Below are 19484 nucleotides of genomic sequence, written 5' to 3'. Positions count from 1 at the left end.
CTCCTCTTATTTGTAAGAAACGTATACATCTTTTAATAATTCTTCATCCTCTGGATATGGACTATTTTCACTAAATTCAATCGATCTTTGCACTGCTTCATCTACTGCCTTTTCCATATCGACAAGTTCAGATTCAGTTAATAAAGCTTCATGAATTAAATGCTTACGGAAATTCACAATCGCATCTTTTTCATTTAAATGTTCTTCTTTTTCTTCTGAAGTTTTATATGTTTGCGCTTCACCTTCGAAATGACCGTAATTACGATAGGTCATACATTCAATTATTGTTGGACCACCGCCATTACGTGCGCGCTCCACCGCTTCTTTTGCTGCTTTATATACTGCAAGTAGATCTTTTCCATCCACTTGAACACCCGGAATATTGTAAGCTTTCGCTCGATCTGCAATGGAATCACAACTTGACGCATATTCAAATGTCGTTGCTTCACCGTACCCGTTATTTTCGGCGATAAAAATAACTGGTAACTTCCAAATCGCTGCTAAGTTAACCCCTTCGTGAAATGTCCCTTCATTATTTGCTCCGTCACCAAAGAAGCAAACACTCACATCTTTCGTTCCTTTATATTTAGCTGTTAATGCTGAGCCGCAAGCAAGTGGAAAACCTCCGCCTACAATTCCATTTGCACCAAGCATTCCTTTATTTAAATCGGCAATATGCATGGAACCGCCTTTACCTTTACATAACCCTGTCACTTTCCCGAAAAGTTCAGCCATCATCCCGTTTAAATCACAGCCTTTTGCGATACAATGTCCATGTCCTCTATGCGTACTTGTAATACTGTCACGATCTGTTAAGTGGGCACATACACCAACTGCTACCGCTTCTTCACCTGCGTATAAATGAACGAAACCTGGCAGAACGCCTTGGGCGAATAATTCATGCACCTTATCTTCAAACTTACGAATCTCTAACATTTTTTCATACATCCAACGAGCTTGTTCTTTCGTAATTTCATTCCCTTTACTTTCAGTTGTTTTTAACATGTTCAGCCCTCCTATTTTCTTGTTCATCTTTTATATTGCAAGTACTGTGCCAAATTCTAATCCTTGATTTCATTTGTTTTCTCATTTCTTTCATAATAAAAAAGTGGACAAAATGAGACATATGTCTCGTTTTGTCCACTTTTGTTCACCTAATTTGAGAATTATTATCTTATTCATTCTCAAAACTCTTCTGTAACTTCCGGATGTAAATAATTTGACCAATATGATAAGCGTTATGAGTTGTTACATTCGCTAATATTTCCCACCACTTTGCAGAAACAGGAAATCCAACTACATCACTTTCAACCTTCTCTTCATTTATAAGCTTTTGCCATTGTAACAGTTTCTCTAGTAGTTTTTCTCTCAACTCATCGAAGGTTTGATTATTTGAAAGCATAAAACTTTTGTTATTATCACCAATAGCGGGCACGGCATCCACATTCGATTCTTTGTACCTAGTTTGCCACGTTGAATTCCAATACAGTAAATGTTGTACAATTTCAGCTATACTATTACTCTCTTCATTCGGTTTCCAAAAAGCTTCTCTCTCAGGTAGGTCTTTCACTGCATCTGAAAATGGAATATACCAACTAGGATCGTTTGCATTCGCCAATAATTGATCTGCTAATACATCTTTCACATGTACCACTTTACGTCCCTCCTTTAAAAAGATTCATTTCAAGACAATACTCACTTCTCTAAATACGCTGAGTTTGTAAGATTTCCTCTTTTTAAACGCAATCCCATACATATACATATAAAGAAACCGAACGCACCTAATCCATAAGCAGCTGTATAACCACTTGTTCCAATAATCCAGCCTGCAAGTCCTGGTCCAATCATTTGACCAACTGCATAAAAAACAGATATAAAACTAATTGCCATTGATACATACTTTTGGGATACTTGCTTTGATGCTGCAACTTGTATTAATAAAAGGATACCACCGAGGCTTGAACCCCAAATTATTGCCGATACGATAAAACCCATTATGTTTCCAAAAAGGATTGGTGCCACATCACCTATTACAGCTAAAATAAGTGCAATACATAACGTTTTCTTTATGCCAATCCGATCTGAAATCAATCCCCAGATAGGAGCTCCTACTATTGAAAACATACCGGCAATTGCATAAATGGTTCCTGACATTGCTGCCGAAATACCACTATCAATCATAAAACTAGTTTGATATAAATTCGGAATTAAGTAAACAATTCCCACAATAAAATACATCCATGCAATAACATATAGTTCTTTTGTTTTCCATAAAAACGATTTATGATTCCCTTTTTTCCTCATCTTCGGTTACATCAGGATTTTTCAAAATAATTGAAGTGATACATACTACGATACATGTAATAACCCCAAACAAAAACCATACACCACGCCAACTGTACTCAGGAAATGTACGTACTACATAAGGAACAATTATCCCACTAAATAACATACCTATGCCAGCACCGCTTAATAACAGCCCCATTACAGTTCCTCTTTTGTCCGGAAACCATCCTACCGTTATTGACATGAGTGGTGTATATACTAAAGCACTACCAGCTCCAGCACATAGCATACAAATAGCGACTAGCCAAAATGAATAAACAAAGGCTAATCCCAATAAGCTTACAACAACAAGCCAACTCCCTATTAATAAAACGGATTTTGCGCCAAAACGGATAGTAAATATTCCAGATGTTCCTACAGTTAATAAATAGCCTAAAAAAAGTATTGTTCCTAACATACCTGATTGAGCTGTAAATAAATGAAGTCCCTCTTGCATAAATGGCAATATAATTCCATATGCCATACGTGCAAAACCGGTTGTTGTTATAATAAGAAACATCCCTGTTAATACAAATAGCCAAAAATGACTTTCATTCCGCTCTTTCATTTAAATTCCTCCATAAAAAATTATTTCCAATTGGATGTTGTTTGTAATTATAATGACCATTACAAAAAGCAACTACCAAATAACGGAGGAATTTACGGTATAGCGGATTATTCCTGTTTTACGTTAATAAATACGTAAAAGTTTTGATGGATTCATTCCATACTTTTTACGAAATAACTCTGAAAAATGACTGACATTATTGTACCCAACTGCAAATGCCGTTTCGGTCACATTACTATTTCCCGAACGTAGTAAATCTATCGCATGTTCCATACGTTTTTCTCGTAAATATGCAAACGTGGACATCCCAAATAATTCTTTAAATCCAATTTTTAATTTATAATCATTTATTCCTACTATTTTAGCCAATTCTAATAATGATGGGGGTGATTCCATTCGTTGAAGTAAAATTTCTTCAGCCTGTTTTATTTTATTCAAATCCTTTTTTGATAATTGACTCCTTTTATTTGCGTCACAATCATTAAGCAACACTCTCCCAAAATGTATAGAAAGCAATTCGAGCGCTTTACTTTCTAATTCTAGTTGACTAATACGATCCTTTTGGGGATGCTCTATCATACTCTTAATAAGATTAGATGTTATAGAATCAATTGGATTTTGAAACTTTTTAAAAGATTGATTTCCTAATATAGAATGAAAATCAAGACTTTTTTCAATAGCATTATTCATCATGAAATGATTAAATAATTGTACAGGAATCCCAATTGCCAATGAATATAGAGGCCTTTCTTTTTCATATTCAAATAACACATCAAAATCATTCATAAAATATAAATAGCTATTGCCAGACATTAATTCATACGATGTATGACCAATTTGCACTTCCCCAGATCCTTGTAAACAAAAATTAAGTTCCACCATTGCTGCATCAGATGCAAACTGAATGCGATAATTATTATGAAATTGATAATTTGAAAACACAATTTCCATTCCAGAAAACGAGGTCCATCTTCGCACATCACCCTTACCTATTGTTTTTGGCACATTCATATATCTTTCTTCTACAACTTGTAACCCATGAAAATATTTATGAAAAATATCATGAAAACCGTTAGTCTCCATGAAATCCACACTCCTTTTATGTGAAAACTAAATTTAATTGATAACCATTTTCAATTATAACAAATATCTTTATACATTAAATAGCTTTTCCCTTTATAACTCGTTATGATAAAAGAAAAAGAAAGCGAGCGACCAATGAATAAAAAAATCGCGATTATTACAGGCGCATCAAGTGGATTCGGACTATTAACGACACTTGAACTAGCAAAAAAAGACTATATTGTCATTGCTACAATGCGAAACCTTGAAAAACAAGTAAACTTACTATCTCATGCTACCAAACTCAATTTACAACAAAATATAAGAGTTCAACAATTAGATGTAACAGATCAAAGTTCTATACATAACTTCCAATTATTTTTAAAAGAAATAAACAGAGTAGATCTTCTCATTAATAATGCAGGATATGCAAATGGGGGCTTTGTAGAAGAAATTCCAGTAGAGGAATACCGTAAACAATTTGAAACGAACCTTTTTGGTGCTATTTCAATCACTCAACTTGTTTTACCTTATATGAGAGAACAAAAAAGTGGAAAAATCATAAATATAAGCAGCATTAGTGGTCAAGTTGGATTCCCTGGTCTATCCCCTTACGTTTCTTCAAAATATGCGTTAGAAGGCTGGAGTGAATCACTTCGTTTAGAAGTAAAACCGTTCGGAATAGATGTTGCTTTAATTGAACCTGGTTCTTATAACACAAATATTTGGGAAGTTAGTAAACAACTAGCTACAAACCAATCTGATACACCTTCTCCTTACAAAGAATATATGGATAAAATACAAAAACATATTAATAGCGGCAGTGATACATTTGGTAATCCGATAGATGTTGCTAATAAAATTGTAGAAATTGCTGAATCTAAGCGTACGAAATTACGATATCCGATTGGAAAAGGTGTAAAATTTATGATCTTTGCGAAGAAGATTCTTCCTTGGAGATTGTGGGAATACCTTGTTTTGAGAAGCTTTAAGAAAATGTAGTTTACTTTTTTGATAAACATTTTGAAAGAGGTGCTAATCAAATGTTAGGTTTACCGTTTGGAAAAGTGTTTTTAGTTCCATGGACTGAAGAATGGCAAATTGAGTTTATGAAAGAAAAACAACTCATTGAAGAACAAATTGGCAAACATATTTTAGCGATACACCATATTGGTAGTACCTCTATTCCACATTTAAGTGCAAAGCCAATTATTGATATTGCAATCGAATTAGAAAATTATACGGACGGTTTAAAATGTATAAACAAGTTAGAACTACTAAACTATAAATACAGAAAAGATGTACTGCCTGAACGATACTATTTTAATAAAGGAGAGCCAAGAACTCATCAAATTCATATGTATGAACAAGGAAACACATATTTAATAGAACAATTACAATTCAGAGATTACTTAATTGACAACAAAACTTCTCGTATACAGTATGAACAGTTAAAGGTTCAACTTTCACAAGCTAATCCTAATGATAAACATCAATATGCAGAGGATAAAACAAATTTCGTTACATCCATTTTAGCTAAAATAAATGATAAATTTAAATAAGAAACCATTTACTACTCAATGGTTTCTTATTTATTAGTTAACTCTTGATTTATACCATCAATTATAAAATCTGCAAATTCATGTGGTTTATGACTTTCTACATACATATCTTCAGCAACCATCCAATTGTTTTCCCACATATCACGTGCTGTTTCGCCATCTCTAGCAATCCCTCTTTTTATACGTGTTTCACGAGGACAATTCACCCATATTTTCAAATCATACATCTCCGCCAGTTCCTGACGTGCTGCATATACACCTTCTATAATAACAATTCCGATTGCAGGGACAGTATGAGTTTCTGCTAAAGAATCCGTTTCCCAATCGTAACGTTTATAACATCCTTCAATGCCATTACTAATCGGATCTAAAACTTCTTGTAAAAGGCGTTTCCAATCAAAATCTGCACCAATCGATTTATTCATAGGATGTTCATTTATAATTTGTGAGGATGTTAAATAAAAATCATCCATATGAACAATTGTTACAGTTGAAAACTTACTTTTTATTTTATTAGCTAACGTACTTTTTCCTGCGCCGCCACAACCATCAATACCTATTATTAGTAGTGATTGCTCTACAGACTTCACTCGAATTTGTTCTAATATTTTATTTAACCCCAAACTATTTCATCCCCTCGTTTTATATCTATAGACTTACTTTTACGCTGAAATCGGATCGAAGTAAAGTAGCAATGAAATCATAACTACAAATGCAAGTAAACCGATTGTTGAAAGGATGTATTCTTTCGATTCTCTATCAAATTTCCACTCCATCCATGCGCGTAACGTCCATAACGTTGCAAAAAAAATGAAAAAGGCATACCCTATGTTTGCATTTTCATCGCTATTAACATAAATCATACTACTTACAAAATAAATAATAAACAATACAATTTCCAATTTTACATGCAAGCTATTTACATACTTATATCCAAAGAAACCTCTCTTCTCCATATTCAACTTTCTTCTTAAAAACTGCTCTAAAAAATATCCGCCTATAGCAATTCCTATAATTATTATCCAAACAGAAGAATTCCACATGTTCAATCCCCTCCTATTACTACGTTGCATTATTTAAAATAAAGCGGATTACATGACAGTTATCCTTTTGTGAATAACTTACAATCCCTTCAGGGCATGTTGGCTTCGTTTTTAATTCTTCTATACTTTTCCATATTAATATAATATCCACATGTTCTTTATGTCTTATTTCATTGGTAATTATCGCTTCAACAGTTCCCCAATGTAGCAATGTACAGTGATGTCCTTTTTCATTCTTCCACTCAAAAATATGCTCACTTACAATTGCTAACTTTTGAACATCAACTTTTAAATCATATTCTTCCATCAACTCCCGCATTATTGCTTCTTGTGCCATCTCGCCAAATTCAATAGAACCTCCTGGAAAACGATAAAATGTTTCTCTTAAATCACATTGTACAAGTACTTTAGAATGATCTTCATTTAAAATCATTACTTCAGCACGTAATCGAGGACTTTTCATTTCTTCTCTGCCTATAATTGCTCATTTTATGATATTGCCATAGTGTCTTAATCAATACGTATTAAATAAGGAAATATAGAATTATCCCCGTTATCAATAGTGATACAACTCCGCCTAAGGACATCAAAAACTCCCTTGATTCTCTATCATATTTCCATTCCATATATGATTCGAAACTATACAACGTAATTAAAAAGAGAAAGGGTAGGAAGCCCATGTATAGAGGGTTCGAAAGAGAAGAGCATATAATTATAACTACTATATACGAAAAAATAATAATCCTGTTTCCCCATTTATGCAGCTTATTTACATATTTATTATTCCATCCTTTTTGTTTCGGTATATTTAGCCTTTTTCTCACTATATTTTCTAAAACAAATAAGAATATGATCCATAAAACTAATACAATTACTTTCACATGCATTAGAGAGATCACCTCCTTTATCTTATCGTCTGGATTTTCTCCGGCTGATCACTCGGATACGTAGTACTCATTTTGTTCTCTACGTCCCAACTAATAATAGTCGCACTATCTCTCCCTAATTGCTGATGAACGTGTTCTAAAACATTATGAACATTTTCTTTTAGTTCTACATTACTTCCGTTCATATCGTTATACAGATTCAATGGTGTTTCATAATGACGTTCCCCGCATTCTAATACTCCATCTGTAACCATTACAATTCGATTCTTTCCAGCACGTAATTCACGAATTCCTGTTGAATAGCAAGGGACTGGTAAAGTGAAAGTGTTTACATTTCCGATCCATTCGTAAAAATGACGTTGATTTAATGCATATTGTCCTAACTTATGTAACTCTTCATGAAATACATAAATGAGGCAATCGCCAATAGATAACCACCATATATAATTTTCTTTTCTTACACATATTAAGCAAGCTGTTTCACCTTTAATGCTTTGGCACTTTTCCTTAAATGAAGAGGATTGAAAAATTGTAAGTAGATGATTTTCAACAGATCGAAATACTGTATCAATCGATTCATTCATCATTACTTTTATATTTTCATATTCCTTTTGGATTGTATTTACTACTAAATCAACACTTTCCGCACTATTATGTCCATCTAAAATAGCTGCAAATTCCCAATCACCATTTGACCAAACTAACGCACCATCTTCATTCTTTTTTGCTCCAGCACTTATATTCCCGCCATATGCACCGAGTGCGATATCACCATATTGTTTTACTGAAACTTCGTCTAAACACATCTTCTTATTTCCAACCCATGAATATTGTCTATTATTTGTTGTATGCATATTCACTCACCATATACTTTCGTATTCTTTCGCATAGTTTTTTGATTTTCTCTGCGTCACCATATGGCGCACCAGTCCATTTCGCTACTTCAGTTGGTGACCAAAACTCTTTGGGTGTATTTGGATAACGCGGTATGATGTGCATATGCATATGTGGTACACCATTCCCTGAAACAAAAGTGTAAATATGTTCTGCACCTTCACTTTCTTTTAGCGCTTTACTTACTCTACTTGTTATAAGTCCGAACGCTTTTGCTTCTTCATCTGCTAGTTCGGCAAGGCCAGGTACATGTCTTTTTATATCTATCATTACATAACCAAGGTATATTTCTTCACTATCCCAGTGGACATGTCCTACGTAAACGAGTTCATCTTCGTAAATAGCTCCACCTGGAACTATTATGTTTCCTCTATGTTTTTCGCAAATAAAGCAGTTTTGTTCTACTTGATTGTTTGTTGACATATCCATCACCAGCCTTTTTATTTATAATATCATAAAAAAAGGAAAAACAGGATTTATATTCCGAAAATTCATTCTTTTAACGAAGCGATTTTTCAAATAAATTTACAACTCACTATTTCTTCAAAAACGCAATCCCAATTACAATTCCAATCACAATTCCGATTACTAAATTATTAGTAAAGAACCCTTGAAACACACCAATTACAACCCCTATACCGACACCTATCGCCAATGCATTATTTCTTTTTTTATTTTTAGCCAAAATTGCATCGCCTCCCATCGTTTCTCCCTAAATAACATACACTTACTTGAATGTATTAATATATTCACTATCTCACTTGAATATTTCCCCAAAATATACTTTAACTTCATATATAACATTTTCCATTTTCTGTACATAATCCTTTTATCATAATAAAATTTCAAGTAACCACTAATTATACATAGGCATTTACTATAAGAAAGCTTCGTAATTTATTGAAGGAGGAAAGATTTAAATGCATCCTCACTGGAATCCAAATATAAATCAACAATATGTGTATTCCCCCCATCCCGTAAGAAATACACTGCATCATGATTCACAATATATGATGCAGCGTATCGCAAGTCTTGAAAGTCAATTAGCGAAATTAATCTCATTAATCGAAGAGAATAATCATTTAATTAAATCAATGGAACAACAACAAAACCATGTTTATGCACCAGCTGGCGGTTCTGTTATCGTTCGTATGTAATTTTTTGAACAAAAAAACACACTTTGTATGATAAAGTGTGTTTTTCTTTTATCTTCTTTTTTGATGAAATCCTTGTGTAATACGGTCTAATATAATCGCAATGACAACAATAGCTAGTCCGGCTTCAAATCCCATTCCGATATTAACTTGTGTTACAGAGCGGTATACATCAACTCCAAGACCTGGTGCTCCTACAAGAGATGCTGTTACTACCATAGATAAAGAAAGCATAATGCTTTGGTTCACACCAGCCATGATCGTTCCAGTTGCAAGTGGTAATTGTACTTTAAATAATTTTTGTGATGCGGTAGAGCCAAACGCATTCGCTGCTTCAATTAAATCTTCTGGAACTTGTCTAATTCCTAAGTCAGTAAAACGAATTGTCGGTGGCATTGCAAAGATTACTGATGCGATAATCCCAGGTACAACACCTACTCCAAAAAATGTAATCGCAGGAATAAGATATACGAAAGCCGGCATTGTTTGCATAAAATCTAATGTCGGTTTTAAAAATTTTGAAAAACGTTCATTTTGAGAAGCTAAAATTCCGATTGGGATTCCTACAATGATTGAAATAATAACAGACGTAAGTACAAGTGCTAATGTTTGCATCGTCTGTGCCCAGTAGTTAATATTTAAAATAAATAATAAACCGATGAGTGTAAAAACAATTAAAGATACTTTTCTCGTTGTGTACCAAATGAGGAAACAAAGGATAATAATCATCAATATAGCTGGTATTATTGTTAAAAAATTAGCGAGTAAATCAACGAATCCACCGATAATATAAGAGAATCCTCGGAATAAGCCTTCAAGGTGCTCATATAAACTTGCAACAAATGAATCGACCCATTCCCCTAATGGAATACGTGGTATACTACTCATCGTCTTTCACCTCTTCCTCAATATTACCTGCAAGAGCTTGAATGACACTTTCGCGTTTAATAATTCCTCTTAGCCTTTTCTTCTCATCAATTACGGGTAACGGATATTTCATCTCCGCCATTTTTGCATATGTTTCTTCCAGTAAAGTATCTAAATACACGTGCGGAATATCGTTAAGTAATAAATCAGCAATTGGCCATTGTTTTTGAACGGCTTTACTCGCATCATCCGCAGTTAATATACCTAAAAATTCATATTTTTTATTTACAACATATACAGTTGAAACACCTGCATTCCTCATAATTTGAAGTGCTACACGCGGTCCACGATCAATTAGTAAAGTCTCTGGTCGTTTTAATATAGATTCCGCCGTAATTACTTTTCCTAAATTTACGTCCGCAACAAATTTCTCAACAAATTCATTGGCAGGGCTCATCATAATTTCTTCCGGCGTTCCAATTTGAACAATCTCTCCATCTTTCATTAACGCAATCCGATCACCAATTCGAAGCGCTTCATCTAAATCATGTGTAATAAATATAATTGTTTTCTCCATTTTATCTTGTAGCTCTAACAATTCATCTTGCATTTCTTTGCGAATCAGTGGATCTAAAGCACTAAATGACTCATCCATTAACAATACATCTGGATTATTTGTTAATGCCCTTGCAATTCCAACACGCTGCTGCATACCGCCACTAAGTTGACTAGGATAATTATCTTTATGATGATCAAGTCCTACTAACTGTAGCGATTCTAATGCTTTATTCTCCCGTTCCTCTACTTGAACTCCTTGTATCTCTAACCCGTACGCAACATTTTGTATCACTGTACGATGTGGAAATAAAGCGAACTTTTGAAACACCATACTCATCTTCGTTCTTCTCACTCTTCGCAACTCTTCTTTTCCCATAGTTGCGATATCTTCACCATCTATGTATATATGCCCTGCTGTTGGTTTAATTAATTGGTTTAACATCCGAACTAACGTAGATTTCCCACTACCAGACAAACCCATAATAACGAAAATCTCTCCAGTATATACTTCAAAGGTTGCCTTTTTTACACCAACGTTCATTCCTGTCTCTTTCAAAATTTCCGATTTGCTTTTTCCTTCTTTTAATAAAGACAGCGCTCTTTGCGGGTGTTTCCCAAATACTTTTGTTACGTTTTCAACACGCACCTTTGTATTATCCATGTCACTACTCCTTTTCTACCCATCTATTCATATAGTGTTGCGATTTTGCAAAGAAATATTACATAAAAATGACATTCATAAGATTTCTTTAAAATTCTCGTTTCCGTTCATAATAAGAATGCTTACTTATACATTTATTTAAAAAGGCAAACGTTTCTTAGGAGGGTTTCGATGAAAAAGAAAATATGGCTTATATGCCTTGCATTATTTATTACTATGATTTTCTCTTCATGTAATGCAACAAATGCAAATTCGAAAGGGAAAATTAAACTTGGTGTAACAAGTTGGAAAGAAAACATTGCAACGGCAAACATGTGGAAAGTTCTATTAGAACAAAAAGGCTACAAAGTTGAGCTCATGTATTTAGAAAAAGCTGCAATTTGGACTGGCGTTGCTCGCGGTGATGTGGATGCGAATTTAGAAGTATGGCTACCTGTTACGGATAAACCGCTAAATGCTCGTTATAAAGATGATATTGTCTTAAAATCAAAATGGTATGAAGGTACTGGACTTGGCCTTGTCGTCCCTTCTTATGTGAAAAACATAAACAGTATCGAAGATTTAAATGCTCATAAAGATGAACTAGATAATAAAATTGTCGGTATCGAACCCGGTAGTAGTCTTATGAATTTAACGAATAAAGCGATGAAGGAATATGATATAAAATTAAAACTTGTCCAATCCTCAGAAGCTGCGATGATGAGTGAACTAAAGAAAGCATATACGAAAAAGAAACCAATCGCTGTTACGCTTTGGAATCCACATTGGGGCTTTTCAGAATTTGACTTAAAATATTTAAAAGACCCTAAGAAAGTATATGGTGAAAAAGATGACATTTATTACTCTGTTCGTAAAGGTTTCGAAAAAGATCACCCGGATGTTATAAAATACTTTGATAAATGGAAAATGAATGATGAGCAGCTTGGTACATTAATGGTCATGTTAAATAAAACGAAAGACCCTGAAGAAGCGGCGCGCAAATGGATTGAAAAGAATCAAGCGCTAGTTGATGAATGGGTAAAAGATTAATAAAACAGGCTAGAGGATATGCTATTCCTCTAGCCTGTTTTATCTTATTTTTTCGTAACAACATCATCTACAATCCCATATTCTTTCGCTTCTTCAGCAGTCATAAAATAATCTCTTTCTGTATCATGTGCTACTCTTTCAATTGATTGCCCCGTTTTTTCTGCAATCATTTTATTAATATCACGCTTTAACTTTAGTATTCTTTTCGCTGTTATTTCAATTTCTGTTGCCTGGCCTTGCGCACCACCAAGTGGCTGATGAATCATAATTTCACTGTTAGGGAGCGCAAACCGTTTTCCTTTTGCACCTGATAATAATAACAATGCACCAAATGATGCTGCAAATCCCATGCATAGCGTTTGTACATCTGGTTTAATGAGATTCATCGTATCTAATATGGCAAAACCCGCTGTTGTTGAACCACCTGGGCTATTGATGTATAAATATATATCTTTCTCTGCATCTTCCGCTTCTAAAAATAATAATTGAGCTACGACACTACTCGCTACTTGATCATTTATTTCTGAACCGATAATAATAATGCGATCTTTTAATAACCTTGAATATATATCATAGGAACGTTCTCCTAATTTCGTTTGTTCTACTACATATGGAATTGCATTCATTTTAAATCCCTCCAATAATTGTTATGCCGCACAAAGCATACAACTGTAAGAAGAAGGGTTTTTCGCATAAAACAATAAGACTGGCTGTATAGATGGTAACTTAGTAAAATCTATTGTCGGAAGGAGTTTCGTTAATAATTCTGGTCTCTCCTCACGAATAGACGTTACTACAACTTCAATATCATCTGTGAATTCGACAATCTCTATCCCTTCTTCGCTTACAGTTTTCAGCCTATTTCTACTCCGAAATAAAGAAGCTTTCACTGCACCTTCTGATACGGAACATACTTTAGCAATATCAGCTATACTATATTGAAACACATCTTTTAATAGTAAAATTGCGGATTGCTGTACATTTAATGACGATAATACTTTCCCTACCATTTCATGCAAATCTGCAATGTTCTCTTGTGGGGCATCAAAAATAATTTGTTCCTTTATTTTTTCATGAACTGATTTTGATTTCATCTGGTCTATCCAGCGATTTCTAGCTATTTTATATACAAGCGTCATACAAATATCTTTATTACTATATTTTTGAAGAACTTTACAAACTGTTTCTTGGGCAAGATCTTCGCCGTCCCATTTATTTTTCGTTAAAAATGTACAATACCTTTTCAATTCTCCATATTGCTCAATTAAAAAGTTCATATTTGAATGATTCATATCGATATGATTCTTTAAAATATGAGTTACTTTTGTGCACAAAATAACCACTCCTTTTCAGCGCTTACTTAATTAACGATTCAACAAATAAAAAAGTTACGGGCATATAAAAAAATTATGTTTATGTTCAATAATTCGCGGTCATAAATATGTTATGTACAATTTTACGTGAGGAGGAACAAATTTGCCAAAATTAACAATTGAAGGTGCGGGAACTTTTGATGTGAAAGAAGGAACAAAGTTAGTATTAGCGATTGAAGATAACGGTGTACATATTCTCCATCGTTGCGGTGGTAAAGCACGTTGCACTACTTGTAGAGTTGAAATTATAGCGGGTGATTTCTGTGAAGCGAGCACAAATGAAAAAAATGCGATTACAGAAAAAGGAATTGAAGATCACTTACGTTTATCATGCCAAATGCACGTACATAAAGATATAGTCATTCGTCCTATACTTACAGTAGAAAATTCAGGTCTTGATGCAGGCCCACGTCCAGCAGAATGATATGCTGAATTTCAAACAGCTCGCTGGTGAATATGCTGCTAACTTTGTAAAAGATGGGATGAAAGTTGGACTTGGTACAGGTTCTACTGTATATTGGGCGATACAAAAATTAGGTGAGCGTATAAAAGAAGGCTTATCATTTCAAGCTGTACCAACGTCAAAAGAAACGGAAGTATTAGCTAAACAACTAAACATCTCTCTAATTTCGTTAAACGACGTACAAAGTCTTGATCTTACAATTGATGGAGCGGATGAAATTGATGCTAATTTACAGCTTATAAAAGGTGGTGGTGGCGCATTACTTCGCGAGAAAATTGTTGCCACTTCCTCCAAAGAACTAATTATTATTGCTGATGAATCGAAACTTGTAACACATTTAGGTACTTTCCCATTACCTGTTGAAATTATACCTTTTTCATGGAAACAAACCGAAAGGAAAATTCAATCTTTAGGTTGTCAAACAACGTTACGTTTAAAAAATAATGAAACGTTTATTACCGATAACAATAACATGATTATTGATTGTATATTCCCTTATAACATAACTAATCCTACCAATTTACACACTCAATTAAAAATGATTACAGGTGTAGTTGAAACAGGGTTGTTTGTTAATATGACTAGTAAGGCGATTATTGGAACAAAAAACGGGATAAAGGAACTATAATGAAAGCTGACTCTTACAGTCAGCTTTTTATATTTTCTCTTAATGGCGTATCATTATGATATACTATGAAAACAAAAGCACACCACAATAGAAAGGGCTGAACAATTTGCACTCCAAACTCATAACAGAACTTACAGATTTAGAAACTGCCTTTCATATTCGAAAAGAAGTATTTGTAAAAGAACAAAATGTCCCTCTTGAAGATGAATTCGATACATTCGATGAAATCGGTGAGGAATGTAAACATATTTTAGTTTTTTATAACGAGCTTCCTGTAGGTACAGGTCGTATACGATTTGTTGACGGCGCAGGAAAATTAGAGCGAATTTGTATTTTAAAAGACTATCGTAAATATGGATTAGGTAAAGTCATCATTCAAACGTTAGAAGAAATTGCTCGTAATGAACAAGCTACAAAAGTGAAATTACACGGGCAAACACAAGCTGAAGGATTTTATAGGAAATTAGGCTATGAAACTTCTTCTGATATATTTATGGAAGATGGTATTCCACATATACTTATGATGAAAGTGTTATCATAACAGAAAGGTGACTATATTGTTTATTCATATAGTCACCTTTCTGTATCTTATTCACTTGAAAGCAAAGAACCTATCATACATAGTCTTAAAACAACCTTAATGAATTGGTGTTCTCTAGTTTTCTATTCGCACTATATTCTGTTTGCTTTCACTTTAAAAAGATTATTTTATTAAACTCACTATGAATTGTTCTCTACTATCTCTTCTCTTTCTTCTCTTATTTGACCGATTAATGAAACTACAGAACCAACTGCTTGAATCCAGCTCCCCATAATCACTATAATCTGTCCATCCTCCTCATTTCCTTCCGAAATTTCTTCCACTTTATCCCGACTAGTTTTCAATTCATCTATTCCACCAATTGCCTGTAATGAATTTCCAGTCGCTTGTAACACATTCCCGGCAATGTTATACGATTCATCTATATCGGAACTATCCTCTAATTCCCCACCTATTGATGTAATACCACCTAATGCTTGTATCCAAATTCCTGCAATCACTACTTTTTTTGTGTATTATCTTCAAATTCTATAATGAGTCCTGTTAAAACCGTTATATTACCAATTGATTGGATTTCATTACCGATTTTTTCAAGAGATATTTCCCCTTGTCCATCAGCTTCCAGGCCGTTCCCTGTTGCCTGTAATACATTCCCCCATACGTTTAAATCTCTTCTTAATTCGTCGTTCAATTTTTTAAAAGGTGTACTACCAATCGCAGCAATAATTGTCCCTACTGCAACAAACCAAGCACCAACTATCTCCTTAATCGGATCATCCATTTTCAATCTATCCCGTCATTAATTTACTACTTACAGGATATGAATTTATGCATCTCCATGTTAATAGCCTACTACTCTCCATTTGAATAAAACTCGATATTTCGTCAATACTATAAATACATCAAGTGTGACATCTCTGTTTGGAGCAGTTAGCTTTTGCTAATCGCTCTTTTATTTCGTTCTTGCTTCTCGAAGAATTCTTTAAATACGTTTCCCCATACGTACACATTCTGTATTCCCCCTTGAATACAATACATAACTCAATATAATATCTATGTATCTAGATTACTACCCCTGTATCGATTAGTTAAAGTTGGCTAACCGCTTCATTATTTGCAATGAAATTAAATTTCTGAATTTTTTTAAAATCCATCTCGATATTCATAATTCCAAACATCTAAAATCAAAAAATATAATTGTATCATCACAGGAAAATTTTCCGAATAACTTTTTTGTTAAAAAGTTTTCACCTTAAAATTAGACAAGCATATGTTATTGAATGGAGATTCTCCATTCATAAGATTCTTACCTTTCTTATCTAGAGCACACTTCAATGTGTGCTTATTTTTAGTTAGAAACTACAACATCCTCAAATATATTTCTTTTTTTACAAAAGCGGATATTATTCTTTTGTACAAGCACTCTTTCTTTTTAATTAATAATATATATTAATATTCCAAAGAAAGGAGAGCAAAATATTTATGGCTAATTATTTTTATAAAGATGGTAAAAAATATTATAAAAATCAATCGCATTCGAACGATCAAAAAAATAACTGTTTTATTGAAACTCATACGATAACTGGTTCTGCAGAAAATGCAAATGGAAATATACCTTTATCTATTTTCCTTGAAACCACCGCGCCACAAACTGTATTTGAGGATTTCACAAACAATCATAATAAAACATTAATTCAGTTATTCGTTGTCGGGATGAGTGCACCCGTTCAAGTAACTATTCTAACAAGAAAATCTAGCCGCCCAATTACTGCAACATTACAACCTGTTCAAACAAAAATATTTCAAGTTAAAGATTTTCAAAGTCTTACTTTTACCAAACAGGAAGGTCCTACTAGTATAGTTAGTTTATTTGTGCAAAAAACATTTTGTATTTGCTGTAACGATAATAAGGATTCATGTGATGAATATTATCAAGATTGTAATTAATAGATTAACGCAGCAAAAGAAACCGTTTTATACAGGGTTCTTTTTATTTCGCTCCATACATTTTCAAAAACATTTTAGAATCATACACTATGATTTTTCTTTAAATCTCTCCTTTCCCCGTTATTTTATGAAAATAACACTTTAGTTTAATTACGGGACTTATCATCATTTAATGAAGGAAAGTAAAATTTAGAAAAAAAGACGACGTATTCAACGTCGTCTTTTTTATAAACAGAAAAGTGAATTCTCAAAATTTCCTTTTGCATCAAAGCCCATCATCTCTTAGTTCATACCTAGGTAAAGCTTACACTGTTTTCCATAATGATAAGGCATAAATCCAGTTTGGATCCCCATTTCCTTGATAGCTCTGGACTGCTTCATATACTTTTCCTTCGTGTAGAACTCTATCTCCCTTTTCATATGCTTTCTTTGCATCCCAACCTTCATATGAAGCGCTCTCAGTTTTTGTAGTAATTGTGAATATATCACTCTGTACAGATTCATTTCCAACTACATCAACAGCTTTCACTACATATTTATAAGTAGTATTAGAGAGTAAATTTTTATCCATATAAGAAGTCGTATTAGATGTTGCAATCTTTTTCATTGATCCTTCTGTTTCTCTATAAATATCATAACGGTCTACACCAATATTATCGTCAGATGGACTCCACATTAAATCTACACTTGATGCTGTCGTTCCCATACTATGTAATCCTTTTGGTTGTGTTGGTGCTTCTGTATCAGGAGCCTCAACTTTTGTTTTTACTGAAAGCGCTGCACTTTCTTTCGAGACATTTCCAGCTACGTCAATTGCTTTTACAGTATAAGAGTATTCTGTACTTGGTTGTAATTTTTTATCAATAAAATGAGTTCCTGGTACTGTATCAATCATCACTCCGTTACGGAAGATTTGATACCCTTTTACCCCTATATTATCCGTAGAAGCGTTCCACGTTAGTTCTATACTATTCGCTGTTACGTTTTGTGTCTGAATTCCATTTGGACTACTTGGAGCTTCTATATCTGGTTTCACATCATTGATAAGATTAACATCGGTTACATTATAGAATGCATTTGCTGTATCAGCTACATCCCATACTGCTAAAATCACATGGTATCCACTTCTATCAGTAGGTACATTAATTTTGTGAGTTAAATGATTTGAGGCTGCAGAACCATCATGTTGTACAGTTCCAATTGGTTCAAAATCTGCTCTTGTGAGCGCTTTATTTGGATTCCATCCTTTTTTTGTAATATAGTAATGCCATTTGCTCGTTAAGTGCGGTGCTGTATACTTCCAAGTAAAAGAATTTTCCCCGCCTGTGATTGTATTTTTAAACCAACGATTTGCAGTTTGTTGATCTAAAATACCACCAAATTTTCCACCTGCAGAAGCGATTTGTCCATCAAGTGGGCCACCTTGCGGGAATCCTTTTGGTGCTTCTAAGCTTTGTGGTTCATACATAACACTTCCGCAGTTTACATTTAGTGCACCATAAGTTGGACTACATAAAGCAGATCGACTACCAGGCTTTTCAACAAAACCATGCGCGTATGCGTTTTGAGGAATAAGTGTCGTGCCAATAATTCCGGCTGTTAATGCAACAGCTCCTAGACTTTTTTTGTTCATTTTCATGTTTTGTAGTTGTTTTAAAAATCGATTATTCATGTTCCTGTCCCCTTCTTGTTATACTTCGTAGTGTAATGTGGGCTTTGATGTAAAAGAATAACAAGAGACAATCTTGTATCGATGTATGTGTTATTTATTCATACACCATAGTGAGAATATATTTCGTTTCTTGTGAAATATTTCACTTAATGAATATATCATGACATAGAAATCACTAAAATATGTGCAGAAGTTGTGCAGAAACTGTGAAAGCATTACTAATACGTAAAACTATCGCCTAAATTTATAA

23 protein-coding genes and 2 pseudogenes are annotated in these 19484 nt (G+C 33.8%); 8 read left to right on the top strand and 17 right to left on the bottom strand.

The features are described from left to right. Positions 1-6: 6 nt before the first annotated feature. The 4 genes and pseudogenes from acoA to AC3WTA_RS01130 form a co-directional block, all read right to left on the bottom strand. Entirely contained in the window at positions 7-1005 is a 999-nt protein-coding gene (gene acoA, locus AC3WTA_RS01145) for an acetoin:2,6-dichlorophenolindophenol oxidoreductase subunit alpha (RefSeq protein ID WP_000921268.1), read from the bottom strand. A 169-nt stretch (positions 1006-1174) separates the two neighbouring features. Continuing rightward, positions 1175-1654: a DinB family protein gene (locus tag AC3WTA_RS01140; protein ID WP_000233780.1), complete on the bottom strand. Its 480-nt coding sequence runs from the start codon at positions 1652-1654 to the stop codon at positions 1175-1177. A 41-nt stretch (positions 1655-1695) separates the two neighbouring features. Then, positions 1696-2893, bottom strand: a pseudogene (locus AC3WTA_RS01135) (MFS transporter). A gap of 123 nt (positions 2894-3016) precedes the next feature. Then, positions 3017-3976 carry a helix-turn-helix domain-containing protein gene (locus AC3WTA_RS01130; RefSeq protein WP_098822460.1) on the bottom strand — a complete coding sequence of 320 codons (960 nt, stop codon included), beginning with the start codon at positions 3974-3976 and terminating at the stop codon, positions 3017-3019. Positions 3977-4111: 135 nt separating this feature from the next. Between AC3WTA_RS01130 and AC3WTA_RS01125 the strand changes: the two genes are divergently transcribed. Next, positions 4112-4957 (top strand): oxidoreductase, encoded by an 846-nt coding sequence (locus AC3WTA_RS01125; RefSeq protein ID WP_001034790.1) that lies wholly within the window; start codon positions 4112-4114, stop codon positions 4955-4957. 41 nt (positions 4958-4998) lie between these two features. Next, positions 4999-5517 (top strand): GrpB family protein, encoded by a 519-nt coding sequence (locus AC3WTA_RS01120; protein ID WP_000901169.1) that lies wholly within the window; start codon positions 4999-5001, stop codon positions 5515-5517. 26 nt (positions 5518-5543) lie between these two features. On the opposite strand, the gene AC3WTA_RS01115 is transcribed toward AC3WTA_RS01120, so the two are convergent. From AC3WTA_RS01115 to AC3WTA_RS01085, 7 genes are all read right to left on the bottom strand, one after another. Further along, a complete protein-coding gene (locus AC3WTA_RS01115; RefSeq protein ID WP_000523948.1) occupies positions 5544-6140 on the bottom strand; it encodes a uridine kinase family protein in 597 nt (198 codons plus the stop codon). Positions 6141-6179: 39 nt separating this feature from the next. Further along, positions 6180-6560, bottom strand: coding sequence for a DUF4181 domain-containing protein (locus AC3WTA_RS01110; RefSeq protein ID WP_000267363.1), 381 nt, complete (start codon positions 6558-6560; stop codon positions 6180-6182). A gap of 19 nt (positions 6561-6579) precedes the next feature. Beyond that, on the bottom strand, positions 6580-7023 hold the full coding sequence (locus tag AC3WTA_RS01105; RefSeq protein WP_492332786.1) for an NUDIX domain-containing protein: 444 nt from the start codon (positions 7021-7023) through the stop codon (positions 6580-6582). A gap of 61 nt (positions 7024-7084) precedes the next feature. After that, positions 7085-7447: a DUF4181 domain-containing protein gene (locus AC3WTA_RS01100; protein ID WP_000558206.1), complete on the bottom strand. Its 363-nt coding sequence runs from the start codon at positions 7445-7447 to the stop codon at positions 7085-7087. A gap of 17 nt (positions 7448-7464) precedes the next feature. Beyond that, complete coding sequence (locus AC3WTA_RS01095) at positions 7465-8301, bottom strand: PP2C family serine/threonine-protein phosphatase (protein WP_000557587.1); 837 nt, start codon at positions 8299-8301, stop codon at positions 7465-7467. Continuing rightward, entirely contained in the window at positions 8285-8770 is a 486-nt protein-coding gene (locus AC3WTA_RS01090) for an HIT family protein (protein WP_000367659.1), read from the bottom strand. The genes AC3WTA_RS01095 and AC3WTA_RS01090 overlap by 17 nt, the downstream gene beginning before the upstream one ends. A 106-nt stretch (positions 8771-8876) precedes the next feature. Beyond that, complete coding sequence (locus AC3WTA_RS01085) at positions 8877-9044, bottom strand: glycine zipper domain-containing protein (RefSeq protein ID WP_000508406.1); 168 nt, start codon at positions 9042-9044, stop codon at positions 8877-8879. A gap of 217 nt (positions 9045-9261) precedes the next feature. Between AC3WTA_RS01085 and AC3WTA_RS01080 the strand changes: the two genes are divergently transcribed. After that, positions 9262-9498: a hypothetical protein gene (locus tag AC3WTA_RS01080; RefSeq protein WP_000553347.1), complete on the top strand. Its 237-nt coding sequence runs from the start codon at positions 9262-9264 to the stop codon at positions 9496-9498. Between the two features lie 48 nt (positions 9499-9546). Here the strand turns inward: AC3WTA_RS01080 and AC3WTA_RS01075 are convergent, their stop codons facing one another. Together AC3WTA_RS01075 and AC3WTA_RS01070 are read right to left on the bottom strand one after the other, a co-directional pair. Further along, positions 9547-10383 (bottom strand): ABC transporter permease, encoded by an 837-nt coding sequence (locus AC3WTA_RS01075; RefSeq protein ID WP_000095063.1) that lies wholly within the window; start codon positions 10381-10383, stop codon positions 9547-9549. Next, positions 10376-11581, bottom strand: a complete 1206-nt coding sequence (locus AC3WTA_RS01070; protein WP_000370615.1) for a quaternary amine ABC transporter ATP-binding protein — start codon at positions 11579-11581, stop codon at positions 10376-10378. The genes AC3WTA_RS01075 and AC3WTA_RS01070 overlap by 8 nt, the downstream gene beginning before the upstream one ends. A 171-nt stretch (positions 11582-11752) precedes the next feature. On the opposite strand from AC3WTA_RS01070, the gene AC3WTA_RS01065 reads away from it, so the two are divergent. Further along, entirely contained in the window at positions 11753-12610 is an 858-nt protein-coding gene (locus AC3WTA_RS01065) for a glycine betaine ABC transporter substrate-binding protein (protein ID WP_000727304.1), read from the top strand. 44 nt (positions 12611-12654) lie between these two features. Here the strand turns inward: AC3WTA_RS01065 and clpP are convergent, their stop codons facing one another. Continuing rightward, entirely contained in the window at positions 12655-13236 is a 582-nt protein-coding gene (clpP, locus tag AC3WTA_RS01060) for an ATP-dependent Clp endopeptidase proteolytic subunit ClpP (protein ID WP_000991621.1), read from the bottom strand. Positions 13237-13257: 21 nt separating this feature from the next. Then, positions 13258-13944: an RNA polymerase subunit sigma-70 gene (locus tag AC3WTA_RS01055; protein ID WP_492332785.1), complete on the bottom strand. Its 687-nt coding sequence runs from the start codon at positions 13942-13944 to the stop codon at positions 13258-13260. A gap of 142 nt (positions 13945-14086) precedes the next feature. Between AC3WTA_RS01055 and AC3WTA_RS01050 the strand changes: the two genes are divergently transcribed. The 3 genes from AC3WTA_RS01050 to AC3WTA_RS01040 all read left to right on the top strand — a co-directional run bounded on the left by AC3WTA_RS01050 (position 14087) and on the right by AC3WTA_RS01040 (position 15615). Next, positions 14087-14407 (top strand): 2Fe-2S iron-sulfur cluster-binding protein, encoded by a 321-nt coding sequence (locus AC3WTA_RS01050; RefSeq protein ID WP_001125372.1) that lies wholly within the window; start codon positions 14087-14089, stop codon positions 14405-14407. Positions 14408-14411: 4 nt separating this feature from the next. Continuing rightward, entirely contained in the window at positions 14412-15074 is a 663-nt protein-coding gene (gene rpiA / locus AC3WTA_RS01045; RefSeq protein ID WP_033657767.1) for a ribose 5-phosphate isomerase A, read from the top strand. Positions 15075-15180: 106 nt separating this feature from the next. Next, complete coding sequence (locus AC3WTA_RS01040; protein ID WP_000555722.1) at positions 15181-15615, top strand: GNAT family N-acetyltransferase; 435 nt, start codon at positions 15181-15183, stop codon at positions 15613-15615. Between the two features lie 179 nt (positions 15616-15794). On the opposite strand, the pseudogene AC3WTA_RS01035 reads toward AC3WTA_RS01040, so the two are convergent. After that, positions 15795-16396: pseudogene (locus AC3WTA_RS01035) on the bottom strand (DUF6944 family repetitive protein). A gap of 701 nt (positions 16397-17097) precedes the next feature. Between AC3WTA_RS01035 and AC3WTA_RS01030 the strand changes: the two are divergent. Further along, complete coding sequence (locus AC3WTA_RS01030; protein ID WP_000024964.1) at positions 17098-17562, top strand: hypothetical protein; 465 nt, start codon at positions 17098-17100, stop codon at positions 17560-17562. A gap of 304 nt (positions 17563-17866) precedes the next feature. Here the strand turns inward: AC3WTA_RS01030 and AC3WTA_RS01025 are convergent, their stop codons facing one another. After that, complete coding sequence (locus AC3WTA_RS01025; protein WP_001065137.1) at positions 17867-19234, bottom strand: lytic polysaccharide monooxygenase; 1368 nt, start codon at positions 19232-19234, stop codon at positions 17867-17869. Between the last annotated feature and the right edge of the window lie 250 nt (positions 19235-19484).

The organism is Bacillus sp. EB106-07-01-XG149, from assembly GCF_058791555.1.
Note: the sequence above shows the minus strand (reverse complement) of the source record. Positions and strands in the feature narration are given on the sequence as shown.

Bases quoted from the DNA above. Each gene is read 5' to 3' on its own strand.
- acoA (WP_000921268.1), bottom strand. From the start codon at position 1,005: ATGTTAAAAACAACTGAAAGTAAAGGGAATGAAATTACGAAAGAACAA.
- AC3WTA_RS01130 (WP_098822460.1), bottom strand. From the start codon at position 3,976: ATGGAGACTAACGGTTTTCATGATATTTTTCATAAATATTTTCATGGG.
- AC3WTA_RS01125 (WP_001034790.1), top strand. From the start codon at position 4,112: ATGAATAAAAAAATCGCGATTATTACAGGCGCATCAAGTGGATTCGGA.
- AC3WTA_RS01120 (WP_000901169.1), top strand. From the start codon at position 4,999: ATGTTAGGTTTACCGTTTGGAAAAGTGTTTTTAGTTCCATGGACTGAA.
- AC3WTA_RS01110 (WP_000267363.1), bottom strand. From the start codon at position 6,560: ATGTGGAATTCTTCTGTTTGGATAATAATTATAGGAATTGCTATAGGC.
- AC3WTA_RS01105 (WP_492332786.1), bottom strand. From the start codon at position 7,023: ATGAAAAGTCCTCGATTACGTGCTGAAGTAATGATTTTAAATGAAGAT.
- AC3WTA_RS01100 (WP_000558206.1), bottom strand. From the start codon at position 7,447: ATGCATGTGAAAGTAATTGTATTAGTTTTATGGATCATATTCTTATTT.
- AC3WTA_RS01095 (WP_000557587.1), bottom strand. From the start codon at position 8,301: ATGCATACAACAAATAATAGACAATATTCATGGGTTGGAAATAAGAAG.
- AC3WTA_RS01090 (WP_000367659.1), bottom strand. From the start codon at position 8,770: ATGGATATGTCAACAAACAATCAAGTAGAACAAAACTGCTTTATTTGC.
- AC3WTA_RS01085 (WP_000508406.1), bottom strand. From the start codon at position 9,044: ATGGGAGGCGATGCAATTTTGGCTAAAAATAAAAAAAGAAATAATGCA.
- AC3WTA_RS01080 (WP_000553347.1), top strand. From the start codon at position 9,262: ATGCATCCTCACTGGAATCCAAATATAAATCAACAATATGTGTATTCC.
- AC3WTA_RS01075 (WP_000095063.1), bottom strand. From the start codon at position 10,383: ATGAGTAGTATACCACGTATTCCATTAGGGGAATGGGTCGATTCATTT.
- AC3WTA_RS01070 (WP_000370615.1), bottom strand. From the start codon at position 11,581: ATGGATAATACAAAGGTGCGTGTTGAAAACGTAACAAAAGTATTTGGG.
- AC3WTA_RS01065 (WP_000727304.1), top strand. From the start codon at position 11,753: ATGAAAAAGAAAATATGGCTTATATGCCTTGCATTATTTATTACTATG.
- clpP (WP_000991621.1), bottom strand. From the start codon at position 13,236: ATGAATGCAATTCCATATGTAGTAGAACAAACGAAATTAGGAGAACGT.
- AC3WTA_RS01030 (WP_000024964.1), top strand. From the start codon at position 17,098: ATGGCTAATTATTTTTATAAAGATGGTAAAAAATATTATAAAAATCAA.
- AC3WTA_RS01025 (WP_001065137.1), bottom strand. From the start codon at position 19,234: ATGAATAATCGATTTTTAAAACAACTACAAAACATGAAAATGAACAAA.